This window comes from Pseudomonas sp. 32A, from assembly GCF_052682255.1.
Window position 1 is genome coordinate 6,921,732 of record NZ_JBQYLY010000001.1, and the last position, 14,888, is coordinate 6,936,619.

15 protein-coding genes are annotated in these 14,888 nt (G+C 60.3%); 5 read left to right on the plus strand and 10 right to left on the minus strand.

From position 1 onward, the window contains the following. Positions 1–99: 99 nt before the first annotated feature. The 5 genes from ACUN0G_RS31590 to ACUN0G_RS31610 form a co-directional block, all read right to left on the minus strand. Positions 100–1,506 (minus strand): outer membrane protein transport protein, encoded by a 1,407-nt coding sequence (locus ACUN0G_RS31590; protein ID WP_017479888.1) that lies wholly within the window; start codon positions 1,504–1,506, stop codon positions 100–102. Between the two features lie 126 nt (positions 1,507–1,632). Then, the gene (gene praB / locus ACUN0G_RS31595) at positions 1,633–2,136 is read right to left on the minus strand and encodes an alkane oxidation protein activator PraB (RefSeq protein WP_445575311.1); all 504 of its coding nucleotides are present in this window, start codon (positions 2,134–2,136) and stop codon (positions 1,633–1,635) included. 131 nt (positions 2,137–2,267) lie between these two features. After that, positions 2,268–2,762 carry an alkane oxidation protein activator PraA gene (gene praA / locus ACUN0G_RS31600; RefSeq protein WP_017479886.1) on the minus strand — a complete coding sequence of 165 codons (495 nt, stop codon included), beginning with the start codon at positions 2,760–2,762 and terminating at the stop codon, positions 2,268–2,270. A gap of 147 nt (positions 2,763–2,909) precedes the next feature. Beyond that, on the minus strand, positions 2,910–4,190 hold the full coding sequence (locus ACUN0G_RS31605; protein WP_421553783.1) for an alkane 1-monooxygenase: 1,281 nt from the start codon (positions 4,188–4,190) through the stop codon (positions 2,910–2,912). 318 nt (positions 4,191–4,508) lie between these two features. Continuing rightward, positions 4,509–5,507 carry an alpha/beta fold hydrolase gene (locus ACUN0G_RS31610; RefSeq protein WP_445575312.1) on the minus strand — a complete coding sequence of 333 codons (999 nt, stop codon included), beginning with the start codon at positions 5,505–5,507 and terminating at the stop codon, positions 4,509–4,511. Between the two features lie 303 nt (positions 5,508–5,810). Here ACUN0G_RS31610 and ACUN0G_RS31615 point away from each other — a divergent pair, with 303 nt between their 5' ends. Genes ACUN0G_RS31615 through ACUN0G_RS31625 form a run of 3 tightly spaced genes read left to right on the plus strand, consistent with a single transcriptional unit; the run spans position 5,811 to position 9,100 of the window. Next, positions 5,811–7,346, plus strand: coding sequence for a flavin-containing monooxygenase (locus tag ACUN0G_RS31615; RefSeq protein ID WP_445575313.1), 1,536 nt, complete (start codon positions 5,811–5,813; stop codon positions 7,344–7,346). Next, positions 7,343–8,242 carry an SDR family NAD(P)-dependent oxidoreductase gene (locus tag ACUN0G_RS31620; RefSeq protein WP_445575314.1) on the plus strand — a complete coding sequence of 300 codons (900 nt, stop codon included), beginning with the start codon at positions 7,343–7,345 and terminating at the stop codon, positions 8,240–8,242. Before ACUN0G_RS31615 ends, ACUN0G_RS31620 begins: the two co-directional genes overlap by 4 nt. Positions 8,243–8,257: 15 nt before the next feature. Further along, complete coding sequence (locus ACUN0G_RS31625) at positions 8,258–9,100, plus strand: metal-dependent hydrolase (RefSeq protein WP_421525950.1); 843 nt, start codon at positions 8,258–8,260, stop codon at positions 9,098–9,100. Between the two features lie 6 nt (positions 9,101–9,106). On the opposite strand, the gene ACUN0G_RS31630 is transcribed toward ACUN0G_RS31625, so the two are convergent. Together ACUN0G_RS31630 and ACUN0G_RS31635 are read right to left on the minus strand one after the other, a co-directional pair. Further along, a complete protein-coding gene (locus ACUN0G_RS31630) occupies positions 9,107–9,745 on the minus strand; it encodes a ribonuclease T2 family protein (protein ID WP_445575315.1) in 639 nt (212 codons plus the stop codon). A gap of 36 nt (positions 9,746–9,781) precedes the next feature. Next, the gene (locus ACUN0G_RS31635; RefSeq protein ID WP_445575316.1) at positions 9,782–10,762 is read right to left on the minus strand and encodes a Gfo/Idh/MocA family protein; all 981 of its coding nucleotides are present in this window, start codon (positions 10,760–10,762) and stop codon (positions 9,782–9,784) included. Between the two features lie 141 nt (positions 10,763–10,903). On the opposite strand from ACUN0G_RS31635, the gene ACUN0G_RS31640 reads away from it, so the two are divergent. After that, positions 10,904–11,266 (plus strand): NUDIX hydrolase, encoded by a 363-nt coding sequence (locus ACUN0G_RS31640; protein ID WP_258348827.1) that lies wholly within the window; start codon positions 10,904–10,906, stop codon positions 11,264–11,266. Here ACUN0G_RS31640 and nadE read toward each other — a convergent pair. From nadE to ACUN0G_RS31655, 3 genes are read right to left on the minus strand one after another with little or no spacing between them, the layout of a single operon-like run. Then, positions 11,263–12,078 (minus strand): ammonia-dependent NAD(+) synthetase, encoded by an 816-nt coding sequence (gene nadE, locus ACUN0G_RS31645; protein WP_421525952.1) that lies wholly within the window; start codon positions 12,076–12,078, stop codon positions 11,263–11,265. The two genes, ACUN0G_RS31640 and nadE, sit on opposite strands and share 4 nt — an antisense overlap. A 1-nt stretch (position 12,079) precedes the next feature. Beyond that, entirely contained in the window at positions 12,080–13,306 is a 1,227-nt protein-coding gene (gene pncB, locus ACUN0G_RS31650; protein ID WP_421553790.1) for a nicotinate phosphoribosyltransferase, read from the minus strand. Positions 13,307–13,316: 10 nt separating this feature from the next. Continuing rightward, on the minus strand, positions 13,317–13,964 hold the full coding sequence (locus ACUN0G_RS31655) for a nicotinamidase (RefSeq protein WP_258345148.1): 648 nt from the start codon (positions 13,962–13,964) through the stop codon (positions 13,317–13,319). Positions 13,965–14,111: 147 nt separating this feature from the next. Here ACUN0G_RS31655 and ACUN0G_RS31660 point away from each other — a divergent pair, with 147 nt between their 5' ends. After that, positions 14,112–14,819 carry an NUDIX hydrolase gene (locus tag ACUN0G_RS31660; RefSeq protein WP_445575317.1) on the plus strand — a complete coding sequence of 236 codons (708 nt, stop codon included), beginning with the start codon at positions 14,112–14,114 and terminating at the stop codon, positions 14,817–14,819. Positions 14,820–14,888 lie beyond the last annotated feature (69 nt).

A 14,888-nucleotide genomic window follows, 5' to 3' on the forward strand; every position in this document is an offset into this window, starting at 1 on the left:
ACGGGTCGCGTGGGCGACCCGTCGATGCAATACCGGTGTGAGATTTGCAGAAAGATGCGCTGACTGCAGGCTGACACCGACACACGCCACAACGGTGGATCAGAACTCGTAGGAGATCGCCATACTGACTACGTCCCCATAGGCGTCCGCCTTGCCATCCAGGGTGGCTGCCCCCAGACGATCCTGGTTGTGGGTTTGCAGCTTGGCTTTTTCCACGAATTGGTGGGAGTAGGAACCGTCGATACCCAACCCCGGAATCGCACGAACTTTGTAGCCAAAGCCCAGGGATGTGAAGATCCGGTCACCATCGGGGATGCGTGGGTCACGGGTGGAGTTACGGGTTGGCGTCTGGTCCGTGGCCACACCGGCGCGCACAGTGAGATCGTTGGTGAGTTTATAGTCACCGCCGAGGGAGACCATCCAGGCGTCCTTGTAGTTATAAGGAATCGACACAATCTGGTTGCCGTCAGACTTCAAGGTCAGCGCCTTGAATGACGACCATTGGGTCCACATGACACTGGCACCCAGGCTGAAACGATCACTGAACTGGTGGACCCAGTCGATGGTGGCGTTGGCCGGGACATCAAGTTGTGTGCTGGCGTTGGCACCGTTGAGCTTCAGGTCCAGACCTGGGTAGGCAAGGCCTGGGAGACCGCCCTCGATCAGCGACTGGCTCAAGGGGTCAGCGTAGATATTGTATTTGCCCTCCAGCTTGTTCTTGATCTTGGCGTGGTAGGCAAGGCCCAAGGTATCTTTGTCTGTAGGCTTCCAGGCCAGGCCGCCAAACCAGCCGACGGAGGTATTGTCCACCTTGACGCGAATCAGCGAGTGGCCTACGCCGGAAGGAAACTGAAGTCCGATCGGAGACACGGCCGCCGCGGAATACAGGTCGATGTTCTGGCTGACGAAGCCTTTGGTGTGCTGAACAATTGCACCGCCGCCAATGGAAAACTGATCATTCACCTTGAACGACAGTGCGCCCGTCAGACCAACGGTTTCAATGCGCGTGTCGACGGCAAAATCTCGTCCAATCCAGTCGGAATCCCATGTCGTACGTGCTCCCATGGGAACGACCTGGCTCAGACCAAAGGCGAAGCGATCGCCAATCGGCATCACCGCAAATCCGGTCGGTACCCAAGCGGTGAAGCCGCCCTGCCCGCCTTTGTTGTCATTGGGCGTGCCCGCCAACGTATCCGGGTCTACCAGCTGCGGCGCATTGCCGGCGTAGTCCTTTTCGGTGCCTTTGTATTTGATGTTGATCCGCGCATAGTTGACGGTGAGCTCGGCGACGTTACGATCGATAAACGCCATGGCCGCCGGGTTGTTGAACGCCGCAGATGGATCGTTCTGAAACAGCGAGCCACCCCCGAAGGCACGGCCCCAGCCTTGGGCACCATAGGTCGGAGTCGCGAAGCCGCCGGCCTGGACCGACCCTGCCGCGGCCATGAGCCCGCCCAACAATGCCAGGCCGAGAAACGCTTGAGCCTGTTGTTTCTTATTATTCATGCTCCACTCCTTATTATTTTTTCCATCACGGGCGTTAACCCCGATCGGGCTTACCTCGACAGGTGCCTCTGACGAGGCACCTGTTTATTTCAACGTGTGATCATCACGTCTTGCGCGGAGCGGTACTTATGGCGAAATGACGAATGCTGGGTTCGGCGTTGCAGTCAGCGCGGTGATGGTGCAAGAACCGACGGCCTGTTGTGTTGCAATACTCAGGAGGTTGGAGCCGTTGTTCCAGGTCACGGCGATTGGCACGGCAGCCGACGCACAGCTAGAGACAACCGAGAAGTTCACCGCCACGGTACCGGTGTAGCTTGGGTTGGCACCGGCAGTCACTTGCAGTTTCCATGGCAGGTTCAGCAGTTTTGGAACACCGCACAGAGGGTTGCTGCCATTGACGGTGGCACTGTTGATCTGAGCGTAGGAACCGTCAGCCGCCACTTGGCCGGAAAAAGCAATGTTGCACGTTACGGGCTGCTGCAGCGACGCCGGCGACTTCACCGTAATGCTGCCGGTAGTTGCGAAGGGCGAACCCGCCGGAGCAATGGTATAGGCCGCATTGGCCATCGAAGCTGCGCCGAAGCACAACGCAAACGAACCTACACAAACGAGGGTTTTCAAGCTTTTCATTGTTTTTCCTCACATGTTATGGCGAGTCAATTCGCCAGGGGTAATGGCCATGATCGAGAGGTCACGGTGAATCTGCAGAACTTCCCTTTCCAGCCAAATTTCAATTCAATTACCGCTGCAACACTTAAACGTTACTCAACAACTTTGAAAGTCGGCGGCATCTTGATCGACACCGTTTTAATCGTGCAGTCTTCGCCGATCGGCACATTGGCAGCCTCTAACTTGCCCGTGGCGTTATCCCACGTGCCATCGGCAGTAGAAGGCCCGCATTTACCGCCCAAACCAAAGGCGTGCACATCGACGGCGATCTTCGACATCGAGCCGCTCTTGGTATCTTTAGCCACCAATACCCACGGCAAGTTGATCGCTTCTACCCGGCTGCACTTGAGCCCGCCGTCGAATTCAACTTTGTCGACATTCACCGACGAGCCATCCGCCGCCACTTTGCCGGCGACCTTGATGGTGCAGTCCGCGCTGATCAGCGCGCCCTTGGAAAAGCTGATGGGGCCTTGGGCAGTAAACGCACTGCCGGCGGGTTCGATACGGGCGGCCTGGGCCTGGTGGTAAACGATCAGGCCCAGGGCAGCCAATACAATATGCGTGGTGAACTTGGCAGGGTTTTGCATGGTGTACGTCCTTCCCTTAATTTTATTTTTGTTCGGGTCAAACAACTGTCTTGCAACTAAGCCGTACTCGAAACCGGTAAAGCCTGGGCGATAAAAACCTGCGCGATACACAGATCCCGAGTACGTCCTACGACTGACGGCTTTACGTTAGAAGGGTTTGGTGGTGTTGCTGTACTTCTCCATGTACTTCAAACGTTGTGAAGGTTGAAGATTGGTCAGGGTAATATCCCCGGCATAATGATTAAGAACTCGGTGGTCCATGCGTCGTCGCCACAAGTACGGCACATAAGCCCAGACAATCATGCTGGCATAACCGTATGGCAGTTGCGGCGACTCATCAAAGTGACGCAGGGATTGATAACTTCTGGTTGGATTGGCGTGATGGTCGGAGTGCCGCTGTAGTTGGAACAGAAAGATATTGGTCACAATCCGGTTGCTGTTCCACGAGTGCCGGGGCGAGCAGCGCTCATAACGACCGTTGGGCAACTTTTGGCGTTTCAGGCCGTAGTGTTCGACGTAGTTCACCACTTCCAGCAGCGAGAAACCGTAGATGCCCTGGATGATCAGGAACGGAATCACGGCCGCGCCCAGCCAGGCGATCATCGCGCCCCACAACACCACGCTGTACATCCAGGCGCTGAGTACGCCGTTCTTCCAGTGCCAGGCGGGCAGGCCGAGCTTACGCAGGCGTTCACGTTCCAGGTTCCATGCCGAGCGGGCGCTGAACCAGACCGAGCGTGGCAGGAAAGCCCAGAAGCTCTCCCCCAACCGCGAACTGGCCGGATCTTCCGGAGTGGCGACACGTACGTGGTGGCCACGGTTGTGTTCAGTGTAGAAGTGCCCGTAGAAGGTCGGCGCCAGGGTGATCTTGGCCAGGATGACCTCCACCAGGCGCGGTTTGTGCCCCAGTTCGTGGGCGGTGTTGATGGCGATGCCGGTGGCGGCGCCAGTGGACATCGCCATGCCCAGGTAGGTGAACCAGCTGATTTCACCATGCAGCTGGGTGCGAGCGGTGATGAACGCGGCACACTTGGCCAGCCAGCTCGATGGGTCCAGGGTGGCGGTAGCCTGCAGCAGACCGCCGCTGATGATCCAGTCGATCCCGCCTGCCGCCAGCCAACCGGTGATCACCACCGAGGCGATGACAAACAGCACGCCGGTGTAGACGATCCAGCGGTAGTAGCTTTGGGATTCGAGGTTGCTGACGGCGGATTCCGGCGGATTGCTGACGTCTTCACCCAGCAGGCCGTCGATCAATGGGATCAGGCCGAAGATCACCAGTACGCCCACCCACCACAGTTGTTGCACACCGGTGGTGATGGCGAGGGCGCCTGAGAGCAAAGGGGTCGCCAGGGGCATGATGCCGAGCCACCACAGGTGGCGCTTGGCGTCGGTCCAGACATTCGGGGCAGCCAGGGTCTGATTCATGGCAACCTCCGTGCGAGGCAGGTGGGCAGGGAGCAAAAATCAACACTGGACAGGTACACGGAGCGATGACTGCTCCGAGAATTCAACCATGCGATAAAAGGCGTTTTTTTCATTATTTTATTCGCTCTTAGGCATTTCAAAAATTATTTCAAATTAGACATTGAAATATTTTTTTAAATAAATAGCGCGGAATCGTTAGGTCGTCAACTAAATTCTTGAACCCTTTTGAGCGTGACCAGGCAGTCTCTTTTTCAGCCGATTGGTCAGGTGTCTAGGGCAAGCATTGACGGGGGTCGAACCGCGAGTTCAGTCGCACAATTATTTACTCACCACGGCAAACGACGGATGCAACACCGTGGCGTTTTCCGGTGGCCGGACACGCTTGGCCACCTGCTCGACGACGGCCGCCACACGCTCTGTAGCGGTGATCGGCAACATATGCCCGCGCCCTTCTACTAGCTGCAGCTTCAGGCCCGGCACCCGGCTGGCCAGGGCCTGGCCGTGTTTGCGGAAGTCCAGCACCTTGTCTTGCGCGCCATAGATCAGCCCGATGGGCAAGGTCAGTTGCGGGTAGCGCTTGACCATGTCCGGCAGGAAATCGTTGACCAGGTTGATCTCGGTGGAGGCCGCATAGAAGTTGTCGGGCCGCATGCCCAGCAATCCCCCGCCGCGGGTGGCGAAGTCTTCCGGGGCGGGGTCGGGGGCGAACACGCCCTTGACCACCGAGCCTTTGGTCAGCAGGCCGATGGGCATGGTCAGGGTGTGGGCCATGTAGCGTCGCAACCATCCCGGGCGTATCGCCAACGACATAAACACCAGCGGCAGCAGGCGCTGGGGATGGGTGAGCGGCGCCACCAGGATCAATCCGGACACCGCGTGGGGATGATCCAGCGCCAGGGCCAGGGAAATTGCCCCGCCGAGGGAATGCCCCAGCACCAGCGGTTTATCCAGGTCCAGGGTCTTGATAAAGCTGGCGACTTGCCGGGCCTGGCCAGGCAGGTCGGCGGCCGTCCCAGCACGCCGGGTGGAATAGCCCGAACCCGGACGATCCAGGGTGATCACCCGAAAGTGCTCACGCAACTGGGCAGACAAGGCATACGTCAAGTTGCGACTGCTGCCCATCAGCCCGTGGATCATCACCAGCGGCGGGCCCTTGCCCTCGTCTACATAATGAAAGCGCTCGCCGTTGATCTCCAGAAAGCGCCCGTTGATCGGAACAGCGGCTTCTATACGCCGTGTCATCCGGGCACTGAAGCCCCACAACACTACGCTTAACCCTACAAACACACCCGCAGCGACAACCCACTCGACAGCCATAGCTCGGTCCTCTGCATCCCTGTGTTGCTGGCGGCCCGACCGGTATTGGTCAAGACCTCAGCCATCGTCCGCCCCTGGACCTGACTGCGTGCGTAAAAGCTCTCGTCCGTCGGATAAGTCGCACTTGAGGAACTGGGTCGTAGCCTAGACGAAATTTTCAGGTAGATTATTTAAAATCTTTTTTAAAATAAATAATTCAATTTTTCTTTGCAATGGTGTTCTATCTAAAAAGCCAAAACAAAAACAAGGAGCACATCCGATGTCGAAACCCGTAAGGCGCCACCGGCCCACGAGGGACAGCCTATGAATGCCCATGACACCGTCGACATCGCCATCATCGGTTCCGGATTTGCCGGCCTGTGCATGGCGATCAAACTCAAGGAAGCCGGGTTCAACGACTTCTTTGTCGCCGAGCAGGCCGATGCCCTTGGCGGCACCTGGCGCGATAACCACTACCCCGGCTGCGCCTGCGACGTGCAATCCCATGTCTATTCATTTTCCTTTGCACCCAACCCGGACTGGACGCGGCAATTTGCGCCTCAGGCGGAGATTCGCGCCTACCTGGAACAGTGCGCCCAACGCTTCGAGCTGGCGCCGTTCCTGCGCTTTGGCATGGGGCTGGAGCAGGCGGTGTTTGATGAGGTGCAACAGCGTTGGAGCCTGAGTTTCAGCAATGGCCGCCAGGTCAGCGCGCGGGTGCTGGTATCCGGAATGGGTGGCTTGTCGCGCCCGGCGCTGCCGGACATTCCCGGCCTGGACAGCTTCAAGGGCAAGCGCTTCCACTCCCAGCAGTGGGACCACGAGTATTCGTTGAAGGGCAAACGCGTGGCGGTGATCGGCACCGGCGCCAGTGCCATTCAGTTCGTGCCGCAGATTGCGCCGCAGGTGGCCCACCTGGACCTGTTCCAGCGCACCCCGCCGTGGATCATGCCCAAGCCCGACCGGCCGATTTCACGCGTCGAACGCTGGGCCTTCAAGCATCTACCCTTCACCCAGCGCCTGGTGCGCGGTGCGTACTATTGGGCGCTGGAAGGCCGCGTCGTGGGCTTCGCCCTGCACCCGCGCCTGATGAAAATGGTGCAGAAAATCGCCGTGCGCCACCTGCACAAACAAGTGGCCCGCCCTTCCCTGCGCAAGACCCTGACGCCGGACTACACCATCGGCTGCAAGCGCGTGTTGATCTCCAACGATTACTACCCGGCGCTGTCGCGCAGCAATGTGCAGGTGGTGACCGACAACGTGCTGCGCATCGAGGCCGACGGGGTGATCACCGCCGACGGTATCAAGCACCCGACCGATTGCATCATCTTCGGCACCGGCTTCCAGGCCACCGATCCCCTGCCCCGCAACTGCATCATCGGCCGCCACGGCATCGACCTGATGGACACCTGGCAAGACGGTGCCCACGCGTACCTGGGTACCACAGTGCCGGGCTATCCGAACCTGTTCCTGATCGTCGGCCCCAACACCGGGCTGGGCCATAATTCGATGATTTTGATGATCGAGGCCCAGGTCACTTACATCCTCGATGCCTTGCGCCAAATGCAGCGCCATCGCATCGCCACGGTGGACGTCAAGCCCGTGGTCGAACTCGCCTACAACGCCAGGCTGCAGGACCGACTCAACGGCACCATTTGGACCACCGGCGGCTGCAAGAGCTGGTACCTGGACCCGCGCACCGGCAAGAACACCACGCTGTGGCCCGGCTCTACCTGGCGTTTCAAGCAGGTCACCCGGCATTTCGCCCTCAAGGACTACGTCGCCAATCTAGTGCCGGTGCCGCCCACCCCGCGTCCGGCCGCGAATCCCCACACCACCGCAGAAGGGAGCCTGTCATGAAGTCATTCAACGGCCGCGTGGCGGCCATCACTGGCGCGGCGTCAGGCATGGGCCGCGAGTTGGCCCTGGCGCTGGCGCGTGAAGGCTGCCACCTGGCGCTGGTGGATAAAAACAGCCAGGGCCTGGAGCAGACCGTCGCACTGATCAAGGCCCAGGTGCTTGCGCCGGTGCTGGTGACCTCGCAGGTACTGGACGTTTCCGATCGCCAGGCGGTGGAGGACTGGGCGGCCCGCTGCGCCGCGGAGCATGGCCAGATCAATATGATCTTCAACAACGCCGGCGTCGCGCTGTCCAGCACTGTCGAAGGCGTGGATTACACCGACCTGGAGTGGATCGTCGGGATCAACTTCTGGGGCGTGGTCTACGGGACCAAGGCGTTCCTGCCTTACCTCAAGGCCAGCGGCGAAGGCCATGTGATCAACACCTCCAGCGTGTTCGGCCTGTTCGCCCAGCCGGGCATGGGCGGCTACAACGCCACCAAGTTCGCCGTGCGCGGCTTTACCGAATCCCTGCGCCAGGAACTCGACCTGCAAAAAAGCGGCGTCTCGGCTACCTGCGTGCATCCCGGTGGGATCCGCACCGACATCTGCCGCAGCAGCCGGATCGACGCCAACATGACCGGCTTCCTGATCCACAGCGAACAGCAGGCCCGGGCCGACTTCGAAAAGCTGTTCATCACCGACGCCGACCAGGCCGCCAAAGTGATCCTCAACGGTGTCCGCAAAAACAAACGCCGCGTGCTGATTGGCCGCGACGCCTACTTCCTGGACCTGCTCGCCCGCTGCCTGCCGGCCGCCTATCAAGCGCTGGTGGTGTTCGCCAGCAAACGTATGGCGCCGAAACAACGCAGTGCGCCCTCGCCCGTCCTTGAAACCAACGAAGAGCACCGTCTCTGAACTGGAGTACCGACCATGCTGCCGATTCGCCGCGACCTCCGTTTTGCCCTGCCGGCCGAACGCATCAAGAACTGGCATGAACAAGGCCCGTTCATCACACACTTTTTCAACGCGCTGTCGTTGCTGTTTCCCCAGGGCGAACTGTTCTTCATGGACAGCGTGCGCCACTATCGCCAGCGCATCGAAGACCCGGAACTGAAGAAGGAAATCCAGGGTTTCATCGGCCAGGAAGCCATGCACAGCCGCGAACACGTGGCCTATAACGACCTGCTGCAAGCCGCCGGGCTGCCGGCGCATACCCTGGATCGCCGGCTGAAGATGATCCTCGACGCGCAGAAGAAATACATGCCCGCCTCGTTCAATCTGGCGGTGACCATTGCCCTGGAGCATTACACCGCGATGCTCGCGGAAATCCTCCTCAGCGACCCGTCGCGGTTCGGTGATTCGGTCAAGGGTTATCAGCAGATGTGGTACTGGCATGCCCTGGAAGAAACCGAGCACAAGGCGGTGGCCTTCGATGTGTGGAACAGCGTGATCAAGCCCGGGCCCAAGCGGTATTTACTGCGCACCACAACCATGCTGGCCACCACGGCGCTGTTCTGGCTGACGATTCTTGATTTCCACCTGCGCCTGCTGTTTGCCGACCGGCGTTCAGGCGGGCATTTGAAGGGCTTCTGGCGGATGCTCAAGTTTCTCTACGGACCCAAGGGCGTGTTCCCGCGCATGGCGTTGCCCTGGCTGCAATACTTTAAGCCCGGGTTTCATCCCTGGGACCACGACAACCGTGCGCGCCTGGCGGGCATTGACCAATTGGTGGAAGAGATCGAGCAGACCCATAAAAGTTATGGGCCCGCCTGACTCCGCTTAACGCTGGGTCGGGATACGAATGTCGCCATCCCGACACTGGCTCTTGACGCTGCGCGGGCAGCCGGCGAATGCCAGGTCCTTGGTCAGGCACACCCGCACTTCGGTCAACACTGCGCCCTTGCAGATCACTGCAAGGCCGTGGTTGCCCATGGCCGGGTTGCTCTCGCGAAACAGCGCTTCAATGTCCCGCGCAGCGAGGCCGCTGGGGACATTGAAGGGCTCCAGCTGCTGCGGGATCTTGACCACGCCCAGCGCTGCGTCGGTCTTGTCCAGATAGGCTGATGCCTCAAGCCCGCTGCAGGTGCCGTGCTTGGCCCACTCGTGCTTGAGCAGCTTGGGCGACGGGAACAACGTCTTGCCCCGGGCGTAGTCGGCATCCGACAACCGCGACTGCGGCGCACAGGACGCCGGCCAGCCACCCTTCGCGTATTGCGGCCACAGCCCATGCAGGACAAACCCGTAGCCCTTGCCCGAACACTGCTGGTCGTCCGGGTGCGTCAGGCAGAAGGTCGGCGACCAGGACAACGACAGCACGTAAAAATCAAACTCCCCGGCCTGACCCTGGGCTCGCGGCGCCGCCGTCGCGACACTGGCCAACGCCAGCCAAAGCACAAGCCAGGCTGCTTTCATTTTCATCCGTTCATTCCTTAAAAACAGAAAATTGAAGCACTGCTAGACCGCCAGGTTGGGGTTACGTTGTAGCACCCGGTCCATGACCCGATCGGTCTTCAACGCCTCAATTGCCAGCGCCGGGTGTTTGCTCTCGCCGCGAATATGCGCGTTCATTCCCAGCACGTGATGCCACTGGATATGCGCATGATTGGGCACCTCCAGCGCTTCACTGGTCTCGCCCTCAAGCCGCAACGGCGCCTCATCGAACACCGAGAACGTGATGCGGCCCTTGCTGCCGATCAACTCCACCAAGTCCTCGCGACGGTCGGCAACAAAGTTCCAGCAGCCCATGCCCAACGCGCCCGAAGCGAAGGTCCAGCAGGCGGTGACGGCATCTTCGGCGGCATAACGCCCGGCCTGGCGCGCGGTAAACCCGGCCACATCGACGATATCCCCGACCAGGTACTGGAACAGGTCAAAACCGTGGCTGGCCAGGTCGGCAAAATAGCCGCCGCCGGCAATCAGCGGGTCGGTGCGCCAGTTGGCACTGCTGGCATCGTCTTCAGAGGGCGGCTTGCACAAGGTCCAGGTCAGGTGGCGCAACTCGCCGATGCGCCCGTCCTGCAGCCAGTCCCGCACCTGCTGGAAGCGCGGCAGGGAACGCCGGTAATAAGAGACAAACAGGTGCAGCCCGACCTGTTCGAACGTGCGTTGCATCAGCGCGCTTTGCTCGGCATTCAGCGACATCGGTTTTTCGACGCAGCAATGTTTGCCTGCGGCGGCCACCATCAGGCTGTATTCGAGGTGGCTGTCGGGCGGCGTGGCGACGTAGACCGCGTCCACTTCCGGGTCGTCAATCAGCGCCTGGGCGTCGGTGTAGAACCGGGCAATGCCATGGCGTGCCGCATAATCGCGCACGGCTTCCTCGCGTCGCCCCATCACGGCCACCAGCGCCGAACCTGGCGCTTTGTAGAAGGCGGGTCCACTCTTGAGTTCAGTGACACTGCCACAGCCGATCATGCCCCAGCGTACGGTGTTCATCTGCATCTCCTTCAGGTGAGGTTTTTTCGATGGGGCAGTATCGGTGTTTTCCGGCCCCCTCTCCAGCCTGCCGGAGAAAGACTCAGCATGACAATTGCATTACACTTTTATGACAATCATCCAGCTGCGGGGGCACAGACGATGAAAATAAGGGCCACGGTGATTTGCGAGCACGACGGGCACATCCTGTTTGTGCGTAAAGCCCGATCGAAATGGGCACTGCCTGGCGGCAAGGTCGAGCGCGACGAGCGGCCAGTGGGCGCGGCCGCGCGGGAGCTGGAAGAGGAAACCGGGCTGAACGTGGACGGTTTGCTGTTATTGCAGGAACTGAAGGCCAGCGACACGCTGCACCATGTGTTCGAGGCGTCGGTGGTGAATATCGACGAAGCCCGGCCCCTGAGTGAAATCAAGGAATGCCAGTGGCATCCCTACAGTCGCCTGGATGACCTGGACACCACCCAGGCCACCCAGAAAATCGTCAAATCCTTCCTGCGCCGCCTCTAGTCGGGAACGAACGGCAGCGCACGCTTGTGAGCCGTCTTGAGGTAAGCGTTCTCGACAATCGTCCTCACCCGCTCACTCACCGCCTCGCCCATCAGATAGCGGTCGATCTCGTCATAGCTGCAACCATAGGCCAGCTCATCCAGCTTTCCCGGGGCCAGCTCTTCCAGGTCGGCGGTCGGCGCTTTTGTCACCAAGTGCCGTGGCCCGCCGAGGGCGCCGGCCAGCAGGCGCACCTGGGTCTTGGTCAACCCGGACAGCGGTGCCAGGTCGCAGGCGCCGTCACCGAACTTGGTGAAAAACCCCATCAACGCCTCTGCGCCGTGGTCGGTGCCCACCACCAGGCCATCGTGCAAATTCGCTACGGCGTACTGCGCCATCATCCGCGCCCGGGCCTTGACGTTGCCCTTGATAAAGTCGATACGTTCAGCACTGGCCTGCCCGGCAGACAGGCTGCCCATCAGCCCGTCGACGCAGGCGGCAATGTTCAGCGTCTCGATCTGGTCCGGCGCGATAAAGTCCAGGGAGGCCTGGGCGTCGCGTTCGTCCGCCTGGGTTTTATAGGGCAGGCGCATCGCGATGAAGCGCGCCTCGTAATCCTCATTGCGCAGTTGCTCCGCCGCCAGTTGGCACAGGCGCCCGGCGGTGAGAGAGTCGACGCCGCCGCTGATGCCCAGCACCAACGCGTGGCAGCCGGACTGGCGCAACGTGCCCTTGATGAAGTCGATGCGCCGTTGCAGCTCAGCGCCCTCGCCACCCTTGCCGAGCAGCCGGTTGATATTCAGTGCGTGTGCGATACGTGCCTGAGTGTCCATGTCACACCCCCAATTGTGGATTGACGTTGCTGACGTTGAACACCTGCGCCGCGTACTGCAGGAACGAGGCGTCTTCGCAGACATTCTTGATCGGGTCATCGGAGAATTTCACCACCGGCTCGCCATGCACCCGCACCAGTTTCATCACGATGCTCAGCGGTTCTACGCCGTCCACATCGCAGGCCAGGCTGGTGCCCATGCCAAAGCCGAATTTGGCCTTGCCCCGCACGTGCCGCAGGATCGGCAGGCATTTTTCGAAGTTCAGGCCGTCGGAGAACATCAGGTCCTTGGTCATCGGGTCGATGCCCAGCGCCTTGTAGCGGGCCAGCACCTTGTCGGCCCACACGATGGGGTCACCGGAGTCCTGGCGCAAACCGTCGTACAGCTTGGCGAAGTACAGGTCGAAATCCTTGAGGAAAAAGTCGGTGCTGATGCAGTCAGTGAGGGCGATGCCCAACCGGCCACGGTATTCGCGCACCCAGTTTTCCAGCGCGGCATTCTGGCTTTCCCGCAGCCGGCCCAGTTGTTGGTGCACCATCAGCCATTGGTGGGCCATGGTGCCGATCAGCGGCAAGTCGAATTCGTAGGCCAGGTGCGCGTTGCTGGTGCCGATGAACTGGCCGGGAAAGTCACGGCGCATGATGTCCACCACTTCGCGCTGAGCCTTGAACGACAGCCGGCGACGGGTGGAAAAGTCCGAGACGCGCAGGTCCGCCAACTCGTCGCGGGTGAGGTTTTTCTCCAGCCAGTCGAACTTCTGGTAGAGCTTGCGGGTGACGTCTTCGAGGGTCACGTCGGGGTATTTGTCACGGTTGCGCAGTTCGCTGACCAGGGCCAATACCGGCTGTTCGAACATGATGCAGTGCAGCATCGGGCCAACCACGCGGATGTTCAGTTGGCCGTCGACTTCACTGACGTGGATATAGCGCAGGTTGAAGCGGAACAGGCCCAGGAAACGCTCGAAATCCGGGGTCAGGTATTCACGGCGCTGGTTGAACAGAAAGCGCAGTTCGCCTTCGCGCATGTTGAGGCCGGCGAGTTTTTCCAGCTCCGCCCGCAGCTCGGGAATCAGGTGCCCGAGTTTCTCTTTGGAGCGGACGATGAACTGGTATTCCACATCGACATTCGGGTGCTGGTGCAGCACGGCCTGCATCATGGTGAAGGTGTAGTAGTCGGTGTCCAGCAAGCCCTGGATCACACTGTTTTCGTAGTCGTATGCACTTTCCATGAGGTACTCCTTAACGCGCGGCCATCGCGGCCAGTTCTTCCCGATTGCGGGTAATCACAACACCGACTTGTTGCAGATGGTTGACCGCCTGCACGCCGCCCTCCTCGCTGATACCACGGCACGCCGGCAGGTGCAGGATCACTTCGAAACCCGCCTGCAGCAATTGCAAGGCGGTGATCTTGACGCAGTAGTCCAGCGCCAGGCCGCCGACGATCACGCGCCGGATGCCCTGGGAGTAGAGGTATTCGATGACGCCGGTGGAGAGTTTGTCGTGGAGGTCGTGGTAGCAGGCGCCGTAGGGGTGCAGGTCGGGCTCGACGCCTTTCCAGATGAAGTAGTCGTAGTCATAGGGCGTGGGCAGTTCGTCCAGCAAGGTGAAGCCCTCGGTGCCCGGTACACAGTGGGCGACCCAGGTGACATCGGCATGCACCAGCCCGGTGGGTTGCAGCATTTCGCTGTGTTGCTGCACGACCCAGGGTGCGTGTGGGGTGTGGGCGTCCTTGCTGCCAACACGGCGCCCGGCGAGGCTGGCCATGTAATTGAGTTCGGCGCCGATCTCGTCACCGCCGGCGACCGGCAATTCATTCGGGCACAGCGGCGTGAAGCTCTTCTGGGCGTCGACGTCGAATGAGGCAATAGCGTTTTTAGAGACGGTCATGGTCGTGTTCTCCTGTGGCCTGGACACAAAAGTACACGTCATGTACTTTCATAGCAAGAAACATTTATCTACCTATGCTGGATCGAGTACACGACATCGCCGTTTGATCCGTTAGACTGTGCCCCACCGCTGCCAACAGGACCCGACATGCCAGACCACGCCCCAACCCTTAGCGCTTACCTGCACACCGTGGACTTGTGCGTGCTGTTCTATTGCCGTGCCTCCGGGGAGTTGAAGATCCTGCTCAACCAGCGCGAAGCCGAGCCCTTCGCCGGGCACTGGGCGTTACCGGGGGTGGTAGTGAATGGCGGCGTGCAAGATCTGAGCCTTCAGGATGCCGTGGAACGGTTGCGGGCCAGTGACAAGGTCGGCCTGGCGCTGGCCTGGTACGAGCAAGTGGGGACGGTGGGTGATGCGTTTCGCGATCCGCGCTGCTGGTCGTCGTCGACCTATTACCTGGCGATTGTGGCTGACGAGGTGACGCTGGCCGGGCATCAGCGCTGGTTCTCGCTGGATGCGGTGGCCGCTGGCGCGGTCAAGTTGCCGTTCGATCACAACGGGATTGTGGCGGCGGTGCAGGAAAGGCTGTTTTCCAAGTCGCTGTACAGCAGCTTGCCGTTGATGTTTTTGGGCAATGAGTTCAGTGCACCGGAGGCGACGACGATCTTTTCGCTGGTGCTGGCGCGGCCGGTGCTGAAGACCAGTATTCGCCAGCGGTTGCTGAAGCTGACTGAGGCCGGCTTTTTGCGGGAGACGGGGCGCAAGAAGCATGGCGAGGGCGGACGGCCGCAGGCGACAGTGGAGAACCTGAAGCCTGGGGCGGTGTACTTCTTTGATCGCAGCTTTGCCGAATAAGACCAAGCCCCCTTCCCAGAGCAATGAAGATCAAACTGTGGGAGCGGGCTTGCTCGCGAATGCGGTGTA